15 protein-coding genes are annotated in these 15560 nt (G+C 63.2%); 10 read left to right on the top strand and 5 right to left on the bottom strand.

Going from position 1 to position 15560, the window contains the following annotated elements:
• On the bottom strand, positions 1 to 987 hold the full coding sequence (gene galE / locus RTP54_RS13605) for a UDP-glucose 4-epimerase GalE (protein WP_112811619.1): 987 nt from the start codon (positions 985 to 987) through the stop codon (positions 1 to 3).
• 313 nt (positions 988 to 1300) lie between these two features.
• Here galE and RTP54_RS13610 point away from each other — a divergent pair, with 313 nt between their 5' ends.
• From RTP54_RS13610 to RTP54_RS13640, 7 genes are all read left to right on the top strand, one after another.
• Positions 1301 to 2932: a TIGR04028 family ABC transporter substrate-binding protein gene (locus RTP54_RS13610; protein WP_312363431.1), complete on the top strand. Its 1632-nt coding sequence runs from the start codon at positions 1301 to 1303 to the stop codon at positions 2930 to 2932.
• Positions 2933 to 3006: 74 nt separating this feature from the next.
• Complete coding sequence (locus RTP54_RS13615) at positions 3007 to 3951, top strand: ABC transporter permease (protein WP_312363433.1); 945 nt, start codon at positions 3007 to 3009, stop codon at positions 3949 to 3951.
• Positions 3948 to 4832, top strand: coding sequence for an ABC transporter permease (locus RTP54_RS13620; RefSeq protein WP_312363435.1), 885 nt, complete (start codon positions 3948 to 3950; stop codon positions 4830 to 4832). The genes RTP54_RS13615 and RTP54_RS13620 overlap by 4 nt, the downstream gene beginning before the upstream one ends.
• Positions 4829 to 6478, top strand: coding sequence for an ABC transporter ATP-binding protein (locus RTP54_RS13625; RefSeq protein WP_312363437.1), 1650 nt, complete (start codon positions 4829 to 4831; stop codon positions 6476 to 6478). Before RTP54_RS13620 ends, RTP54_RS13625 begins: the two co-directional genes overlap by 4 nt.
• A gap of 29 nt (positions 6479 to 6507) precedes the next feature.
• The gene (locus RTP54_RS13630; protein ID WP_312363439.1) at positions 6508 to 7554 is read left to right on the top strand and encodes a putative FMN-dependent luciferase-like monooxygenase; all 1047 of its coding nucleotides are present in this window, start codon (positions 6508 to 6510) and stop codon (positions 7552 to 7554) included.
• Between the two features lie 47 nt (positions 7555 to 7601).
• On the top strand, positions 7602 to 8219 hold the full coding sequence (locus RTP54_RS13635; protein ID WP_312363441.1) for a CMD domain protein: 618 nt from the start codon (positions 7602 to 7604) through the stop codon (positions 8217 to 8219).
• Positions 8220 to 8238: 19 nt separating this feature from the next.
• Entirely contained in the window at positions 8239 to 8844 is a 606-nt protein-coding gene (locus tag RTP54_RS13640) for an alkylhydroperoxidase domain protein (protein ID WP_312363443.1), read from the top strand.
• A gap of 128 nt (positions 8845 to 8972) precedes the next feature.
• Here the strand turns inward: RTP54_RS13640 and RTP54_RS13645 are convergent, their stop codons facing one another.
• Positions 8973 to 9383, bottom strand: coding sequence for a DUF983 domain-containing protein (locus RTP54_RS13645; protein WP_112811611.1), 411 nt, complete (start codon positions 9381 to 9383; stop codon positions 8973 to 8975).
• Between the two features lie 185 nt (positions 9384 to 9568).
• Positions 9569 to 10966, bottom strand: coding sequence for a PLP-dependent aminotransferase family protein (locus RTP54_RS13650; protein ID WP_312364387.1), 1398 nt, complete (start codon positions 10964 to 10966; stop codon positions 9569 to 9571).
• A gap of 655 nt (positions 10967 to 11621) precedes the next feature.
• Here RTP54_RS13650 and RTP54_RS13655 point away from each other — a divergent pair.
• Positions 11622 to 12410: a pentapeptide repeat-containing protein gene (locus RTP54_RS13655; RefSeq protein WP_312363445.1), complete on the top strand. Its 789-nt coding sequence runs from the start codon at positions 11622 to 11624 to the stop codon at positions 12408 to 12410.
• Between the two features lie 13 nt (positions 12411 to 12423).
• On the opposite strand, the gene RTP54_RS13660 is transcribed toward RTP54_RS13655, so the two are convergent.
• A complete protein-coding gene (locus RTP54_RS13660; RefSeq protein WP_312363447.1) occupies positions 12424 to 12999 on the bottom strand; it encodes a nucleoside 2-deoxyribosyltransferase in 576 nt (191 codons plus the stop codon).
• Between the two features lie 195 nt (positions 13000 to 13194).
• On the opposite strand from RTP54_RS13660, the gene RTP54_RS13665 reads away from it, so the two are divergent.
• Positions 13195 to 13617 (top strand): acyl-CoA thioesterase, encoded by a 423-nt coding sequence (locus RTP54_RS13665; protein WP_312363449.1) that lies wholly within the window; start codon positions 13195 to 13197, stop codon positions 13615 to 13617.
• A gap of 20 nt (positions 13618 to 13637) precedes the next feature.
• Here RTP54_RS13665 and RTP54_RS13670 read toward each other — a convergent pair whose 3' ends face one another.
• Entirely contained in the window at positions 13638 to 14597 is a 960-nt protein-coding gene (locus RTP54_RS13670; protein ID WP_312363450.1) for a LysR family transcriptional regulator, read from the bottom strand.
• Positions 14598 to 14738: 141 nt separating this feature from the next.
• Here RTP54_RS13670 and RTP54_RS13675 point away from each other — a divergent pair, with 141 nt between their 5' ends.
• On the top strand, positions 14739 to 15521 hold the full coding sequence (locus RTP54_RS13675; RefSeq protein WP_112811659.1) for an ABC transporter substrate-binding protein: 783 nt from the start codon (positions 14739 to 14741) through the stop codon (positions 15519 to 15521).
• Positions 15522 to 15560: the final 39 nt, after the last annotated feature.

Below are 15560 nucleotides of genomic sequence, written 5' to 3' on the forward strand. Positions count from 1 at the left end.
TCAGGCGCCCTGGTTGCGGCGGGAATGCCAGTTCCAGGCCGTGCGCGTAATCGCCGCCAGGTCATATTGCGGTTCCCAGCCGAGCACTTCGCGCGCCCTGTCGTTGTTGGCGACGAGTGTGGTGGAATCGCCCTCGCGGCGATCGACATAGTCGATGCCGAACGTGCGGCCGGAGACCTCGGTGATGGCGTTGAGCAGTTCCTTTACCGTCGTGCCGGTGCCTGTACCCAGATTGAGCTCGACGCTGTCACCGCCTTCGAGCAGGTACTCGACGGCGCGCACATGGGCGTCGGCAAGATCGAGCACGTGGATATAGTCGCGCACGCAGGTGCCGTCGCGGGTATCGTAGTCGGTGCCGAAGACCTTGAAGCCGTCGCGGCGGCCGAGAGCCGCATCGATCGCCAAGGGGATTGCGTGGGTCTCGGGTTCGTGCCACTCGCCAATCCGCCCCTCAGGGTCGGCGCCGGCGGCGTTGAAGTAGCGCAGGATCACCGAGCGCAGGCCCTTGTACTGCCCGTAATCCTTCAATGCCTGTTCGCAGACCCATTTGGTGCGGCCATAGGGATTGATAGGCGCCTGACGGTGCTGTTCGTCGATCGGGACGCTTTCCGGCAGGCCATAGGTGGCGCAGGTGGACGAAAACACGAAAGCTTCGACACCTGCCGAAAGGGCCGCCGACAAAAGCGTCAGGGTGCCGATGACGTTGTTGTCGTAGAATGAAACCGGATCCTTGACGGACTCGCCGACCTCGATCATCGCCGCGAAATGCAGGATCGCCCGCGGCTTGTGCCGTGCCAGCACCTCGTCAAGCCGCTGCCGATCGCGGATGTCACCCTTTTCCAGAACGCCCCATTTGACGAATTCCTCGTGCCCGTTCGACAGGTTGTCGTAGACCACGGGTTCGAACCCCTTGGTGGCCAGCTGAAGGCAGGTGTGCGAGCCGATATAGCCGGCGCCGCCGACGACAAGAACCTTGTTATTTGTCATGAATATCTCAATCTCGGGCTTGGAAGGAATTGGCAAAGTTTTCAATGGATAGGGGGCATATTGTCAATGCCTCGCGGAGCGTTTCGCCCACGTTAAGAGGCGGTCTTTCGACGCCCCCATCCGCATGTCGCTTGAGACCAGCAAAAGAAGGCGAGGAAACGGCCCGGGGAGAAATATCTCCATCGGCCATGGGGATGGAGATGCTTCTTTCACCTCGACCGAAAGATATAGTATATTAATTTACTAGATTTAGTTGATGATCCGCCGTGTCGTCGTACGATAGCCTTCATAGATTTGAAGGAAGGCTTCTCCGATGACGACGAAACTGAAACGGCTCGCGCTGACACTGGCGACACTGACCGCCTCCGGACTTTTCCTGCCTGGTGCTTTTGCGAGCGATCCGGTCAAGGGCGGCACGCTGATCTATCTCGAGCAACAGGCCCACACCGTTCTTTATCCGCCGGCCGGCGGCTTTTATCCGAATGGCGGGATCCTCAACCAGATCACCGACAAGCTGACCTACCAGAACCCGAAGACGCTCGAGATCGAACCCTGGATTGCCGAATCCTGGACGGTGAACGCCGACGCGACGGAATACACCTTCAAGATCCGCCCGAGCGTCACCTTCTCCGACGGCACGCCGCTCGATGCAGCAGCCGTCGCGAAGAACTACGACGTCTTCGGTCTCGGCAACAAGGAACTGAAGCAGCCGGTCTCCGAGGTCATCAACAACTATGCGCGCAGCGAAGTTGTCGATCCGCTGACGGTCAAATTCTACTTCAAGAAACCGTCGCCGGGCTTCCTGCAAGGAACTTCGGTCATCGGCTCCGGCCTTGTCGCGGCAAGCACGCTGGCGCTTCCTTTCGAGCAACTGGGCGATGCCACCAAGATCATCGGTTCCGGTCCGTTCGTCGTCGACAGCGAGACGATCGGCAAAGAGCTGAACCTGAAGGCGCGTGAAGAATACGCCTGGGGCCCGGCCAAGCTTGAACATCAGGGCAGGGCATATCTCGACGGTATCAAATACATCATCACCGGCGAGGACAGCGTGCGCATCGGGGCGCTGCTTGCAGGCCAGGCCGATTTCATTCGCCAGGTGCAGGCCTATGACGAGAAGCAGGTCGAAGCGCAGGATTACCAGATCTATGCACCCTCGACGCGCGGTGTGAACAACAGCGTCGTCTTCCGGCCCGACAATCCGTTGGTCGCCGACATCAAGGTGCGCAAGGCGCTCTTGCATGCCACCGACACCAAGGAAATCGTGACGACGCTGTTTTCGGCAAACTACCCGCAGGCGACGTCGATCATCGCATCAACAGCGCTTGGCTACCGCGATATCTCGGCCAAGCTCGCCTTCGATCCGGAAAAGGCAAAAACGCTTCTCGACGAAGCCGGCTGGACGGTTGGTGCCAACGGATTGCGCCAGAAGGACGGCAAGGAGCTGGTGCTGACGGCGTATGAATCGCTGCCGCAGCCGCAGAACAAGGAAACGTTGCAGCTCGTTGCCCAGCAATGGGGCAAGCTTGGCGTCAAGCTGACCGTGCTTGCCGGAGATAGCGGCAGCCGGGTCGTCGACGATCTCGATCCCTTGAAGACGCCGGTCTCGCCGGCCATGGTCGGCCGCGCCGATCCTGACGTGATCAAGAGCCAGTATTACCCGAAGAACCGCGACGTGCTGCGCCAGAAGGGCGGGCAGAGCGACAAGATCCAGAGCTTTGCCGACGACAAGCTGAATGGCCTGCTCGAGGCGTTGACCTCGGAGCCTGATCGCGAAAAGCGGCTGGCGATTGCCGGCGAGGTCCAGGACTATGTTGTCGACCAGGCCTATGCGATCCCGATCTTCGAGGAGCCGCAAGCCTTCGCTGGAGCCCCTTACGTCCAGGGCATCGCTTTCGAGGCGGTCGGTCGTCCCAGCTTCTACAGCACCTGGCTCGCCGAACGCTGACACGCGCACCGATCTCCCGGCCACGCCAATCGCCGTGGCCGGCTTTCTCAATGAGACCAAGCAAGGGAACGGCGATGTCCGGATATTTGCTCAATCGCCTGGGGCAGGCGTTGTTCGTCCTATGGGCGGCTTTCACCATCTCCTTCGTGCTGCTCCAGGCGATGCCCGGTGATGCCATCCTCATCAAGTTCCAGAACCCGGAACTCGGCCTCACGCCGCAGCAGATCGCCGAGATCCGCGCGTCCTATGCTGCCGACAGCGCCGTCTGGGTGCAGTATATCCAGACGATCAACCGGTTCCTGACCGGCGACTTCGGCTATTCGGTTCAAGCAGGCGTTCCCGTCGGCACGATACTGGCCGCGCATCTGCCGGCCACGCTGAAACTTGCATCGCTCGGTTTCCTGCTCGCCGCCACATTCGCGGTCGTCATTGCCTTCGTGTCGAGCTTGACGCCATTCGCCTGGCTGCGCGGTGCCATCCAGTCGGTGCCATCGCTCTTCATCTCGATCCCGACCTTCTGGATCGGCATCATGCTGATCCAGATCTTCTCGTTCCGGCTGAAGCTCGTGCCGGTGATCAATCCCGGCCCCTGGCAGGAACTGATCCTGCCGGTCATTACGCTTGCGATCCCGATCTCCGCGCCGCTTGCCCAGGTTCTGGTGCGCAACATCGACGATGTGCTGACACGTCCTTTCGTCGCCGTTGCCCGCGCCAAGGGCGCGACGCGCCACTGGGTGCTGTGGCGGCATGTGGCCAAGAACGCGCTTCTGCCGACACTGACGATTGCCGGTGTGCTTTTCGGCGAACTCATCGCCGGCGCCGTCGTCACCGAGACGGTCTTTGGCCTCAATGGCATCGGCGGGCTCACCGGCAGGGCTGTCGGCAGCCAGGACGCAGCCGTGCTTCAGGCGATCGTGGTGTTCTCGGCCCTCGCCTTCGTCGTCATCAATCTCATCGTGGATCTGCTCTTCCCCGTGCTCGATCCGCGTCTTCGGACAAAAGCTGGAGCCACCGCATGACCACGTTCGATACGATCCACGACGATGCCATCGCGTCCGCGCGCGGCCAGCGGGCCGGCAAGCGCTTCTCGCTTCCTCTGTCGTTTCGCCGACTGCCGGTCGGCCTCATTCTATCCTGGCTGGTGCTCGCCGTCGCCTTCCTCTGGGCGCTCGCGCCGTGGCTTTTCACCAGCTACAATCCGCTCGAAGGGGTGGGCGGTGAACAATTGCGCCGGCCGGACGCAAGCCATCTTCTGGGTACCGACGCGCTGGGGCGCGACCTTTATGCCCGCATCGTTTATGGCGCGGTCCATTCGTTGACGGGCGCGTTTGTCGCCGTGGCGCTCGGTCTTGTTGTCGGTACCAGCATTGGGGTCATCGCCGGTTCGGTCCGACGTCGGGTGGACGACGCGATCATGCGTCTCGTCGATGTCTTGTTGTCGATACCGTCGCTCATGCTCTCGCTCAGCATCATCATCCTGCTCGGTTTCGGCACCGTCAACGCCGCCATTGCGGTTGGCGTGACTTCGGTTGCGCGCTTTGCCCGATTGTCGCGTTCGGAAGTCGTGCGTGTCCGGCGCAGCGACTATGTCGAGGCGGCTTTCGGCAGCGGCGGCACCTTCGCGGCGGTTCTTTGGCGGCACGTGCTGCCAAATTCGCTGACGTCGGTTCTGGCGATCGCGGCCCTGCAATTCGGCTCGGCGGTCCTGCAGATCTCGACGCTGGGGTTCCTTGGCTATGGCGCTCCGCCGCCAACGCCCGAATGGGGCCTCTTGATTGCCGAAGGCCGCAACTACATCTCGACGGCCTGGTGGCTGACGACCGCACCCGGGATCATCGTTGTCCTGGTGGTGCTCTCCGCCAATCGCGTCAGCCAGTCCTTCGGCAAGGTGGCGGCATGAGCACGTCCGGTTTCACACGGCCGCCGGTGCTCGAGGTTGAGAACCTGTCGATCGCCTATCATGACGGCGTCACCCACCGTCGCGTCGTGCACGACGTTTCGTTCCGGATCGATCCCGGCGAGGTGGTCGCGCTGGTCGGCGAGTCCGGCTCCGGCAAGACAACGACGGCGCAATCGATCATCGGCCTCCTCCACGCCAATGGGCGCATCGACGGCGGTAGCATCAGGCTTAACGGCACGGATATTTCGCGCTGGTCGGATCGCCAGCTCGATGCGGTACGCGGGGCAAAGATCAGCCTGGTGCCGCAGGATCCGGCAAGCTCGCTCAATCCGGTCAAGACGATCGGCGCGCAGGTTGGCGAGATTCTCCGAATTCACGGCGTCGCAAGCGGCCGGGATCTGGAGGCTCAGGTGGTCTCGCTTCTGGAGCGCGTCGGGTTGAGCGAGCCTGCACTGCGGGCGCGACAATATCCGCACGAGCTTTCCGGCGGCATGCGCCAGCGTGTGCTGATCGCGATCGCCGTTGCGCTGAAGCCGCAGCTGATCATCGCCGATGAGCCGACGAGCGCGCTTGATGTGACGGTGCAGAAGCGCATCCTCGACCTGATCGATGAATTGCGCACCGAATATGGAACGTCGGTTCTGCTCGTGACCCATGATCTCGGCGTTGCCGCCGACCGGGCTGACCGGCTCGTCGTCCTGCAGGGCGGGCGCGTGCAGGAGCTCGGAGCGACCAAGGTGATGCTCGCCGCGCCGCGGTCCGCCTACACCCGGCAGCTTCTCGCCGATGCACCGTCGTTCTCGGCCGTTGCGCGCACCGCGCCTGCCACCGCGCGCGACAGGCACCCGACATCGGGCGATGACGTCGTCATCGTCGATGGCCTTGTGCAGGACTTCTCTCGGACCGATGGTCGGGGCAAATCGTTTCGCGCCGTTGACGACCTCAGCTTCCGCGTCCGTCGCGGCACGACGCACGCCATCGTCGGCGAATCCGGTTCCGGCAAGACCACGACAATCCGCGCGATCGTCGGGTTTCCGAAGCCGACGGCCGGCCGCGTCGAGATCGATGGCACCGACCTGTCGACGCTTCGCGGAGAGACGCTGCGCCAGTTCCGGCGCAAGATCCAGCTGGTTTACCAGAACCCCTATGGTTCACTCGATCCGCGCCAGACCGTGTTCGACATCGTCGCCGAGCCGCTCCTGAACTTCGGCAGGCTTGTCCGCCCGGCACGGGAGGAGAAGGTAAGGGCGATCCTCAGCCGCGTCGGCCTGCCGGAGGCAGCACTTGACCGCCGTCCGCATGCGCTTTCGGGCGGTCAGCGGCAAAGGGTAGCGATTGCGCGCGCGCTGGTGCTCGACCCTGACGTCGTCGTTCTCGACGAGGCGGTATCCGCCCTCGACGTCACCGTGCAGGCGCGCATTCTCGACCTTCTCGACGAACTCCAGCGCGACCTGGGGCTCACCTACCTCTTCGTGTCGCACGACCTCGCGGTCGTCAGGCAGATTTCGGACACGGTGTCCGTGCTGAAGGACGGCCGGCTGGTCGATGGCGGCACGGTCGAGGACGTCTTTATGCGACCCCGCAGCGACTACACCCGCGAACTCATCAACGCCATTCCCGGACAAAAACGAGCAGCCTTCGTCTGACGGCGCGGGACAGAATGACAGGACAGAACATGACGACGTCGACGCCACGCAAGCGCCTTGGGTTCTTTACACGTCTTCTTGACGACGTGCCCGCCGGTGCCCGCTACCACTATGCCGCCGAGCAGATCGCAACTGCCGAACGCTTCGGCTTCGATACAGCCTGGGTGGCGCAACACCACTTCCACGCCGACGAGGGCGGTTTGCCGGCACCGCTCGTCTTTCTCGCCCACGTCGCCGCGCAGACGTCGCGGATCCGGCTCGGCACCGGCGTCGTCACCCTGCCGCTCGAAAATCCGATCCGGGTGGCAGAAGACGCCGCGGTTCTCGACCTTCTCTCCTGCGGCCGTGTCGAAATCGGCTTTGGTACCGGCGGCACGCCATCGTCCTTCACGGCTTTTGGTCTCGAGAGTGCGGAACGCGGCGAGATTTTCGCCCGACATCTGCGCGTCGTGCTCGACGCATGGGCCGGCCGCAGCCTTGCAGGCGGCGACCGGCTTTATCCGGCGGCGCCGCAATTGCTCGACCGGATCTGGCAGGCGACGTTCTCTGTGGCTGGTGGTGAACGGGCAGGGCGCGCGGGCGACGGGCTGATGCTGTCACGCACGCAACCGCGGAGCGTGGATCGGCCTGACGCATCGCTGGCAGACCTGCAGCACCCGATCATCGATGCCTATCTGGCGGCACTGCCTGCGAACCGCACGCCCAAGATTCTCGGATCTCGCAGCCTTTTCGTCGCCGACAGCCGCGCCGAGGCGTTGCGTCTTGCCGAAATCGGCCTGAGGCGGGGTGCCGAGCGGTTGATTGCATCCGGCCTCAGGCCAGCCGGCACGTCGCTTTCCGACCTGATCACCGCCTTCGACGTTCATGTTGGCACGCCTGAGGACGTGATCGAAAGCCTGCGCGCCGATACGACGCTCGACCGGGTCACCGACCTCGTCTTCCAGGTGCACTCGGTCGATCCGCCGCACCCGCTCATCCTTCGCTCGATCGAACTGATCGCCACGAAAGTCGCGCCGGCGCTCGGCTGGTTGCTCGAGGAAAAATTCAGCCACCGACGGCTCGGCGCCGTCGGTTGACCATTACGGCGCCGCAGGCGTCGTTCATTGAAGGAAGGAGACTTCTTATGACCACATCGACACCCGATATCATCGACCTCCTGGCCGGCATCAAGCCGGGCTCGTCGCTCGACCGCATCCGGACACAGCGGCCGGAAACGCGCGAACAGGCGCAGAAGAGCTACCTCGCACTCTTTGAGCCCGCGACCACAGGCGACGTCTCGCTGGTCGAACGGCAGGTGATCGCCAGCTTCGTCGCCGGGCTTCATCGCCAGCCTGACATCTTCGAATTCTATGCCAGCCCGCTTGAGGAAAGCGAAGCAAACCGGTGGCTCGCTGAAGTGCTGAAGGCCGAGATCGGTGTCGCGCAAGCAGCGGGGCCATATGGTCACTATCCGAGCGGTCCCTTGAGCGTTGAGAACACGGAAGGGCCGATCTACAGGGTTTCGAGCACCAGCCGTGAGGCGCTCGGGGAAAAGCTCTCCGCGGGCCTGGAGCACGCACATCTGCTGGTCTTCCATCTGCGTGATGCCAGCCCGAAGGCGCTGCAGGCGCTTCTTGATGCCGGATGGACGACAAACGGCATCGTGACGCTGTCGCAGCTCGTCTCGTTCGTCGCGTTCCAGATCCGCGTCATCGCCGGTCTCGGGCTGCTTGCAGCCTCCGCCCGGCGCGTCGCGGCCTAAGGCTTCAGAAGGACATCTCATGACCGACCATATCATCACGCCGGTGATCGAAAACCGCCCCGTCGCTTTCACCCAGGCCGAGATCGGCTGGACGCCCTGGCTGGAGCCACTTGCCGAGGAAGACCTGACGGAAGCGCATCTTGCGGGCCTCGTCGAAGCTGCGCGGGCGAAATCGCCCTATTTCCGACTCCTCGTTCGTGATCCCGCCGTGCTCGAGGCGCGCACGAAGACCGACAAGGATATCTTCTACAACACTCGCACCGGCCTGCCGCGTGCCGAGCGCGAGCTGGCGGCCACGGCCGCGTCGCGCTCGAACGGCTGCATCTTCTGCGCTTCGGTGCATTCGCGTTTTGCCGCGCATCATTCCAAGCGGGGCGACGATGTGCAGACGCTGCTGGACGAGGGTGTGGAAGCCGATCTCGGCGAGCGCTGGAATGCGATCGTCGCGGCCTCGGTCGCCCTGACGGCGACGCCCCCGAACTTCAGCGAGGAGCATATCGCGCGCCTGTCGGCGGCCGGCCTTGACGAACTCGAGATATCGGACGTCATCCACGGTGCTGCCTTCTTCAACTGGGCGAACCGCCTGATGCTGTCACTGGGCGAGCCGACGCCGCCGACGCAATGATCTGAGAACAAATCGGCTGACCAACGAAACAAGGCGCAGACATCGTCCGCGCCTTGTTTCGTTTACGCATTTGCGGTCCCCATAAGGGGGAGCTGCGGATGCCGAAGTATCCGTCTCGTGACCGGTCGCTATTGGCTCGGAGCGAGCGGCTGCTCGACCTGCCTTCGCACCAGCTTTCCTTCCTCTGCCTTGTAGAAGAACTGGCTCGCAACCAGCCATCCCTTCAAGGGGCGAAGTGGCGGGATGCATGTCAAGAGCATGAACGGTCCGGTCACCAGCAGATGGACCCAGAGCGGCGCGCTGAACTGCACCTCCAGCCAGACACCCAAAAGCACGCTCGGCACGCAGCCGAAGCAGATGACGAAGAACGCCGGGCCGTCGGCCGGATCGGCGAACGAATAGTCGAGATCGCAGACCTCGCATTTCTTGCGCATCTTCAGGAAACCTTCGAAAAGATGCCCCTGGCCGCAACGCGGACAACGGCCGCGCAAGCCTGTCTGCATGGGAGGAATGGGAGGCCAATCGTGATCCGAAGACATGTGCGTTCCTTTCAGGCGTCTGCGGCGCAACCTTTGCCGGTGCGCCTGCTGATATGCCTGTGTGCGGTCACCGATCGTTCCGTGCCGCCTCAGGCCTTGCAAAAGCTGTGCGCCCAAACCGCCAAATTGTCAATTTATTGTATGCATACATTGCTGCGACAATTTCGCCGACCTCAACGAAGGCCTTAAACGACGAGGCTCGAAGCGGCTGGAGATTGCTGCAGCAAGTCGGCGATCGCCACCAGGCTGCGATGCAGCTCGTCGTGCGTGCGCGCCGCGCCGAGCCCGACGCGCACGGCCTCGGGCGCCGAGCCGATGGCAAACGCATCGCTGGTCACGACGCTGATGCCCGATGCCCTGAGCCGGTTGGCGAAGTCGCCGCGCGTCCAGGGAGGCGGAAGGTGCAGCCACAGATGGAAGGCCTCCGGATCCGTCTGGACCATGTGCCGCGGCAGCAGCCGCGTCACCATCTCCTGCCGGATCGTCACCTCGCGGCGAATGACGGCAAGAACCTCGGCGGCCGTGCCATCCTCGATCCAGCGCGTTGCGACGGCTGCATTGAAGGGTGGGGCCATACCGCTTGTCGCCCGGATCGCGCCTTCGAGACGAATGCTGCTTTGGCGATCCGGCACGACGAGATAGGCGATCCTGAGCGCGGGCGAGAGGCATTTGGCCAGGCCCGCGATGTGATAGACGATTTCGGGCGCAAGCGATGCCAATGGCGGCGGTCCATCCGTCGGTATCGCGCCATAGGCGTCATCCTCGATAACAGCGACGTCATGGGCCCGAGCAATGGCGGCGATCGCCTTGCGTCGCTCAAGCGGAAGCGTTGCCGTCGTCGGGTTATGCAGTGTCGGATTGCAGTAGAGCGCTCTTAATTTTTTGGATTTGCAGATTGCCTCAAGCGCCTCGGGTATCATGCCATTTTCATCGATGGGAACACCGACAAGATCGATACCGAGGTGGGCGGCCAGAGCCCGCAGGCCGGGATAGGCGATGGCCTCCGCCGCGATGGTGTCGCCGGGCTTGGCGAGCGTGCTGACGGCGGCCAGCAGCGCGCTCTGCGCGCCGGCGCAGATCAGTACCCGCTCCGCGGGGATCTCTCCAAGGCGCGGTCGCAGCCAGGTGGCGCCGACAGCACGATTGTGCGGCGCGCCTCCCGCCGCCTGATAGCGCATGAGGAGGTCGAGCCCATGCTCACCCTGCAGGCTGGCGATGTCGTTCCAGAGGCGCATCGTTAGCGCTGCGTCGTCGAACAAAGGTGGCAGGTTCATGCTCATGTCGACCAAGCCGTCGGCTGCCGGCTGCAGGCCCTTCATCCGTCGCGCCTTGACGTAAGTTCCCTGACCGACGCGGCCCTCCACCAGTCCGCGGTGTCGGGCCTCATTGTAGGCACGGCTCACGGTGGTAAAGTCGATACCCAAGGTGCCGGCAAGGGCGCGCTGGGGTGGCAGCCGCGCGCCTTCGGGAAGTCGGCCCTCCGCGATATCGGCAGCGATCGCGTCGGCGATGGCGATGTAGAGCGGTCCGTTCGCTTTGCGGATCGCCGGCAGCCAGGTGGTTTCCGGTGCGTCCAAAGTTATGGCATGTCCTTACTCGGAATATTGTATGGATATTGCATGCAATCTGACAACGTGGCAAGTTCGATTTCCGCATCGGTCGGCCGACATCGATCCCTATCACGAGAGGTCGGCAATCGCTGTAGCCTGATCACCGCGCGCATCGTCTCCAACAGCTGACCTGTCGTGCCGGCGTGCATCGCCGGCCTCATCCACTCCGCTCCCGACGAAGCCTTGATCTTGCGCTGTCTGCGCACTAACGGCGGGATCGTTCCAAGTCGAGCCTTCGGGCCTTTGACTGCATGCTGCTCCAGTCAGTCTTCGCGCCACAGCCGCCCTCGACGCTCGGGCTCGGAGGCTCCTGGGGGCAGCGCGGCTGGATTGGCCTTTCGATGATGGCGGCACTGGCCTGATTGAGCGCCACACCGGCCTTGCCGCGCCTTCAGGCATGACCAGCGAACGGCGACAGAGCGGCACTGTCGCGATAAAGAAGAGCCCGTGCAAGGTTGCGGGCGGGCAAATCACTTTTGCCATATCGCGCGGCTGTCATTTGCGCGAAGAGCAACAATGTCATACGCTTACGCGGCGATGCGCTCTTCTTCCGAATGTGTCGGGCACGAGGCGCGCAAACGAGAAATGCAACAGGACCGGTCCACTTGAAGGGCCGTGGAGCAGCGCCATGCACATCCCCAAACAAAAAACCAATCGTTCGTCTGTCGCAAACGGGGAGGGTGGCATTGGCACTGCTGCCGGCGTCAGGCGCGCCATTCGCGCCGGCGGGAAATCTTCGGCGATCGGCCTGTCCGCTTTGCTCGCCGCGCTCACGTTTTCCGATCTCGCTTCTGCGGCCAATTGCAAGGGACCGTCGGCACCGGGTGCCGACTGGAGCGATTGCAACAAGAAGCAGCTGATGCTGGGCGGCATCGATCTTGCAGGCGGCAACCTGACCAACACCGATTTCACGCTCACGGATCTGAGGGGCGCCAATCTGACCGAGGCCAATCTGGAAAAGGCGACGCTGGTGCGTTCTTCGCTCGCCGGCGCCCGGGCAGACAAGGCGAATTTCGCCAAGGTCGAAGCCTATCGCAGCAGTTTTGCCGGTATCTCTGCAGAAGGCGCTTCCTTCAACAGCTCTGAACTTCAGCGCACCAATTTCAGCGGCGCCAAGCTGACCGGCGCCGACTTCGAAAAGGCCGAGCTCGGCCGCGCCAATTTCGACAAGGCCGTGATCACCGGCACGCGCTTCCCGATGGCCAACCTGTCGCGCGCCACCTTCGCCGGCTCCAGCTTCGAAGGACCGATCGACTTCACCGACGCCTTCATGTTCCTGACGCGGATCGAAGGCGTCGATCTGTCGGCGGCAACCGGGCTTGAGCAGGAACAGGTCAACCTCACCTGCGGCGACAGCGCCACCAAGCTGCCGCAAGGCTTGACCACGCCGACCAACTGGCCGTGCCCGGTCGACTGAAGCAGGCGATCGCCTAGGCGAGATGCTGCCTTGCGGCAATCGCCAGACATTCCTTGAAGGCCTCGAGGTCGGTCAGCCGGTCGGCTTCGGCGACCTCGCGCTTCACGAACGTTCCGCCGCGCGCCAGGATGCCGCCGTCGAGCATCAGGTTGTCGGACATGTCGAAGTCCTCGATGCTCACACCATCCGGGCCGGCCATGCGGCCATCGGCGCGCGCCGCGGCCGAACCGGCGTAGTGGCCGTGCAGGATGCGATCATAGTAGCTGCGCGCCGTATTGGTATAGGCATAGACATGACGGCCGCGGCCGCACATGAAGCCGAGTTCGAACACCGTGCCGACGTCGGCGCTGATGCCGCGAAACGGCGTCAGATTGGCGATGATCATGTCGCTCGCGAGCATCATGCCCTCGTCGACGCCGTAAATGGCACGGCCGCGGGCATGCTTGGTCTCGGCCGGCGGGATTTCCAGGTCGCCGGGCACAAGTGGCGTAAAGCCGGCCGCGCGGGCAAGCGCTGCCTTCTGCGCCTGGATCTCCACGGCATTGCTCAGGAACACTTCGGGCCCCGCCAGATACACTTTCACGATCACGTCTCCTTGCAGATTTGGTCGGCAGCCTAGGGAGCTCGCGGGCGAGTGCCTAGTGGGCGTCCACGCCCCCGTGACGCTTGCCCACCGATATTTCGGTCCACGCGCGCGTCCCTGCCGGCGCCGATGGACAGCCGGCTCGGTCTTCCGCTATCTCTCGATCGATTCGTCGAGACATATCCTTCTGCGAGGTCCAGCATGTCGAGCCAGCCTTTGACCACCTATGTCGGCGTTGCCCATCCGTGGATGTGCGACACGATGGGGCACATGAACGTGCGCCATTATGCGGCAATGTTCGACGATGCCAGCTTCCAATTGCTCGGCCATATTGCTGGCCTGGAAACCGAAAGCGAGAAGGCCAGGGGCTGGGCCGACGTGCGCTCGGAAACGGAATACAAGCACGAAACCAAGGCCGGGGCGCTGATCACCATCCGATCGCGGGTCGTCAAGCTCGGCCGTTCCTCCGTGACCTTCGAGCAGATCATGTCCGGAACGCTCGATGACGTCGTTCATGCGGTCAACCGGACGGTCACCGTCCGCTTCGACCTCGACGCGCGCGCAGCGACGGCCCTTGAACCTGCGGCCCGTTCCCGTGCTGAGGCCCTGCTGCCGGTGGAATGAGCCGTCGGTCGGCGAAGGTTTCAGTCGGCGTAGATGCGCTCTTCCGCCGGTGTTTGGGCGATCAATGTCTGCAATCCGGCAATCAGCGCCTTTTCGGCTCGGTTCAGCGCCTTGTCGGGATTTGTCAGCATGAAGATGTCGATGGCGGGCGGCGCCTCGTAAGGGGGTAGCCGCCAGAGCGCGCCATCGGCAACATCGCGTCGCGCAACGTGCAGCGGCAGGGGGCCGACACCAAGGCCGGCCATGATCATGCGGCGCACCTCTTCGAGACTGGAGGAGACGCCGACGACGTTGGCATTGAGCTTGGCCTCGCTGCGCAGCAGCGCCACCGGGCGAAGCGCGTCGGCGATATGGTCGGTGTGGAACGAGACGGAGGTCTCGCCCTTGAGGTCGGCGAGCTTCAGCCCTTGCTTGCCGAACAGTCGATGGTGCGGACCGCAGAAGAAGCCGAAGAACTCGCGAAACACCAGCAGATAATCGAGCGCCGGATCGCGCACGCTGACGAGGCAGAGGCCGAAGGATGCGCGCTTCTCCCGCACCTGGCGGGTGACGTCGCCGCTTGCAGCCACCGAGATGTTCAGCGTCGCGCGCGGATAGTCGCGATGGAATTGCATCAGGGCCCGGTCGAAGAGCGGCGATACCACGTGGCTGGCAACGGCGATGGTCACGTGGCCGGTCACGTCGTCGCTGACGCCACGCACCAGTTGCGGCAGCTGCGATATGGTTCCGAACACCTCGACGGCCTGTTCGTAGAGCAACTGGCCGACTTCGGTGAGGTCGAAGCGGGTCGCGTCACGTTCGACCAGACGCCGCCCGACCCTGTCCTCCAGCCGCTTCAAGGCATTGCTGACGCTCGGCTGCTTCAGGTTCAGCCGCTCGGCGGCGCGTGTGATGCTTTTTACCTCCGCGATCACCACGAAGGTGCGCAAGAGGTTCCAGTCAAGCTCCCAGACAAGCCGTTCGGACCGCGGTGTCGCCATTCTTCAAATCTATGCCTTCTATTCCCATTATCTATTTGCGCAATGCTGAAGCAAAGGCAATCATGAAATTCGGAAGGCGCCTCGATGCCCGTCCCAAGCGCACGAGAAGGCGCATTTGCCCAGAGGATCAAGGAACATTTCATGAAGACCATTTTCTCCGGCCTGCTGGCCGCTACACTCACCATTGCCGCAACTTTCTCCGCCGCATCAGTGCGTGCAGACGATCTGGAAGCCGTGAAGTCTGCCGGCGAGCTGAAGATCGCGATGAGCGGCCAGTACCCGCCCTTCAATTTCGTCAACGAGCAGAACGAGGTCGTCGGTTTCGACGCATCGATCGGCAAGGCGATTGCCGAGCGCGTCGGCGTCAAGGGCACACTGGTGACGACCGCCTGGGATGGCATCATCGCCGGTCTGCTTGCCAACAAATACGACACGGTCGTCGGCTCCATGACCATCACGCCGGAGCGCGAGAAGGTCGTCGATTTCGTCGGTCCTTACTATCACGCCGGCCGCGCCGTCTTCGTCTCCGAGGACTCGGCCGTCGACAAGCTCGAAGACCTCAAGGGCAAGACGCTGGGTGTGACGCTCGGCGAAACCCATGAAAAGTGGGCGCGCGAACAGGGCGGCTGGGATGTGCGCACCTACAAGGGCCTGCCCGAGCTGATGATGGAACTGAAGAGCGGCCGCGTCGATGCCATCGTCGTCGACAACATCCCCGTCATGGTCGCCGTCAAGGAAACCGGCGAGAAGGTTCGCCGCCTGGAAACGCCTGATATCGAAGGCGGCAGCGTCGCCATCGGCATTGCCATCCGCAAGAACAATCCGGAGCTGAAGGCAGCGATGCAGAAGGCGCTCGAGGACATGCTGGCGGACGGCTCCTACGAGAAGATCGCCATGGAATGGGTCGGCAGCGACATTCGCTGATCGCTTGCTTCTATCGTCTCCGGCCGTCCGCTGACGGTG

Origin of the sequence: Ensifer sp., assembly GCF_031989085.1 — a bacterium.
GTDB lineage: Bacteria > Pseudomonadota > Alphaproteobacteria > Rhizobiales > Rhizobiaceae > Ensifer.

What these genes read in the sequence shown, in the direction of transcription:
- galE (WP_112811619.1), bottom strand. Translation starts at nt 987, where the DNA reads ATGACAAATAACAAGGTTCTTGTCGTCGGCGGCGCCGGCTATATCGGC.
- RTP54_RS13610 (WP_312363431.1), top strand. Translation starts at nt 1,301, where the DNA reads ATGACGACGAAACTGAAACGGCTCGCGCTGACACTGGCGACACTGACC.
- RTP54_RS13615 (WP_312363433.1), top strand. Translation starts at nt 3,007, where the DNA reads ATGTCCGGATATTTGCTCAATCGCCTGGGGCAGGCGTTGTTCGTCCTA.
- RTP54_RS13620 (WP_312363435.1), top strand. Translation starts at nt 3,948, where the DNA reads ATGACCACGTTCGATACGATCCACGACGATGCCATCGCGTCCGCGCGC.
- RTP54_RS13625 (WP_312363437.1), top strand. Translation starts at nt 4,829, where the DNA reads ATGAGCACGTCCGGTTTCACACGGCCGCCGGTGCTCGAGGTTGAGAAC.
- RTP54_RS13630 (WP_312363439.1), top strand. Translation starts at nt 6,508, where the DNA reads ATGACGACGTCGACGCCACGCAAGCGCCTTGGGTTCTTTACACGTCTT.
- RTP54_RS13635 (WP_312363441.1), top strand. Translation starts at nt 7,602, where the DNA reads ATGACCACATCGACACCCGATATCATCGACCTCCTGGCCGGCATCAAG.
- RTP54_RS13640 (WP_312363443.1), top strand. Translation starts at nt 8,239, where the DNA reads ATGACCGACCATATCATCACGCCGGTGATCGAAAACCGCCCCGTCGCT.
- RTP54_RS13645 (WP_112811611.1), bottom strand. Translation starts at nt 9,383, where the DNA reads ATGTCTTCGGATCACGATTGGCCTCCCATTCCTCCCATGCAGACAGGC.
- RTP54_RS13655 (WP_312363445.1), top strand. Translation starts at nt 11,622, where the DNA reads ATGCACATCCCCAAACAAAAAACCAATCGTTCGTCTGTCGCAAACGGG.
- RTP54_RS13665 (WP_312363449.1), top strand. Translation starts at nt 13,195, where the DNA reads ATGTCGAGCCAGCCTTTGACCACCTATGTCGGCGTTGCCCATCCGTGG.
- RTP54_RS13670 (WP_312363450.1), bottom strand. Translation starts at nt 14,597, where the DNA reads ATGGCGACACCGCGGTCCGAACGGCTTGTCTGGGAGCTTGACTGGAAC.
- RTP54_RS13675 (WP_112811659.1), top strand. Translation starts at nt 14,739, where the DNA reads ATGAAGACCATTTTCTCCGGCCTGCTGGCCGCTACACTCACCATTGCC.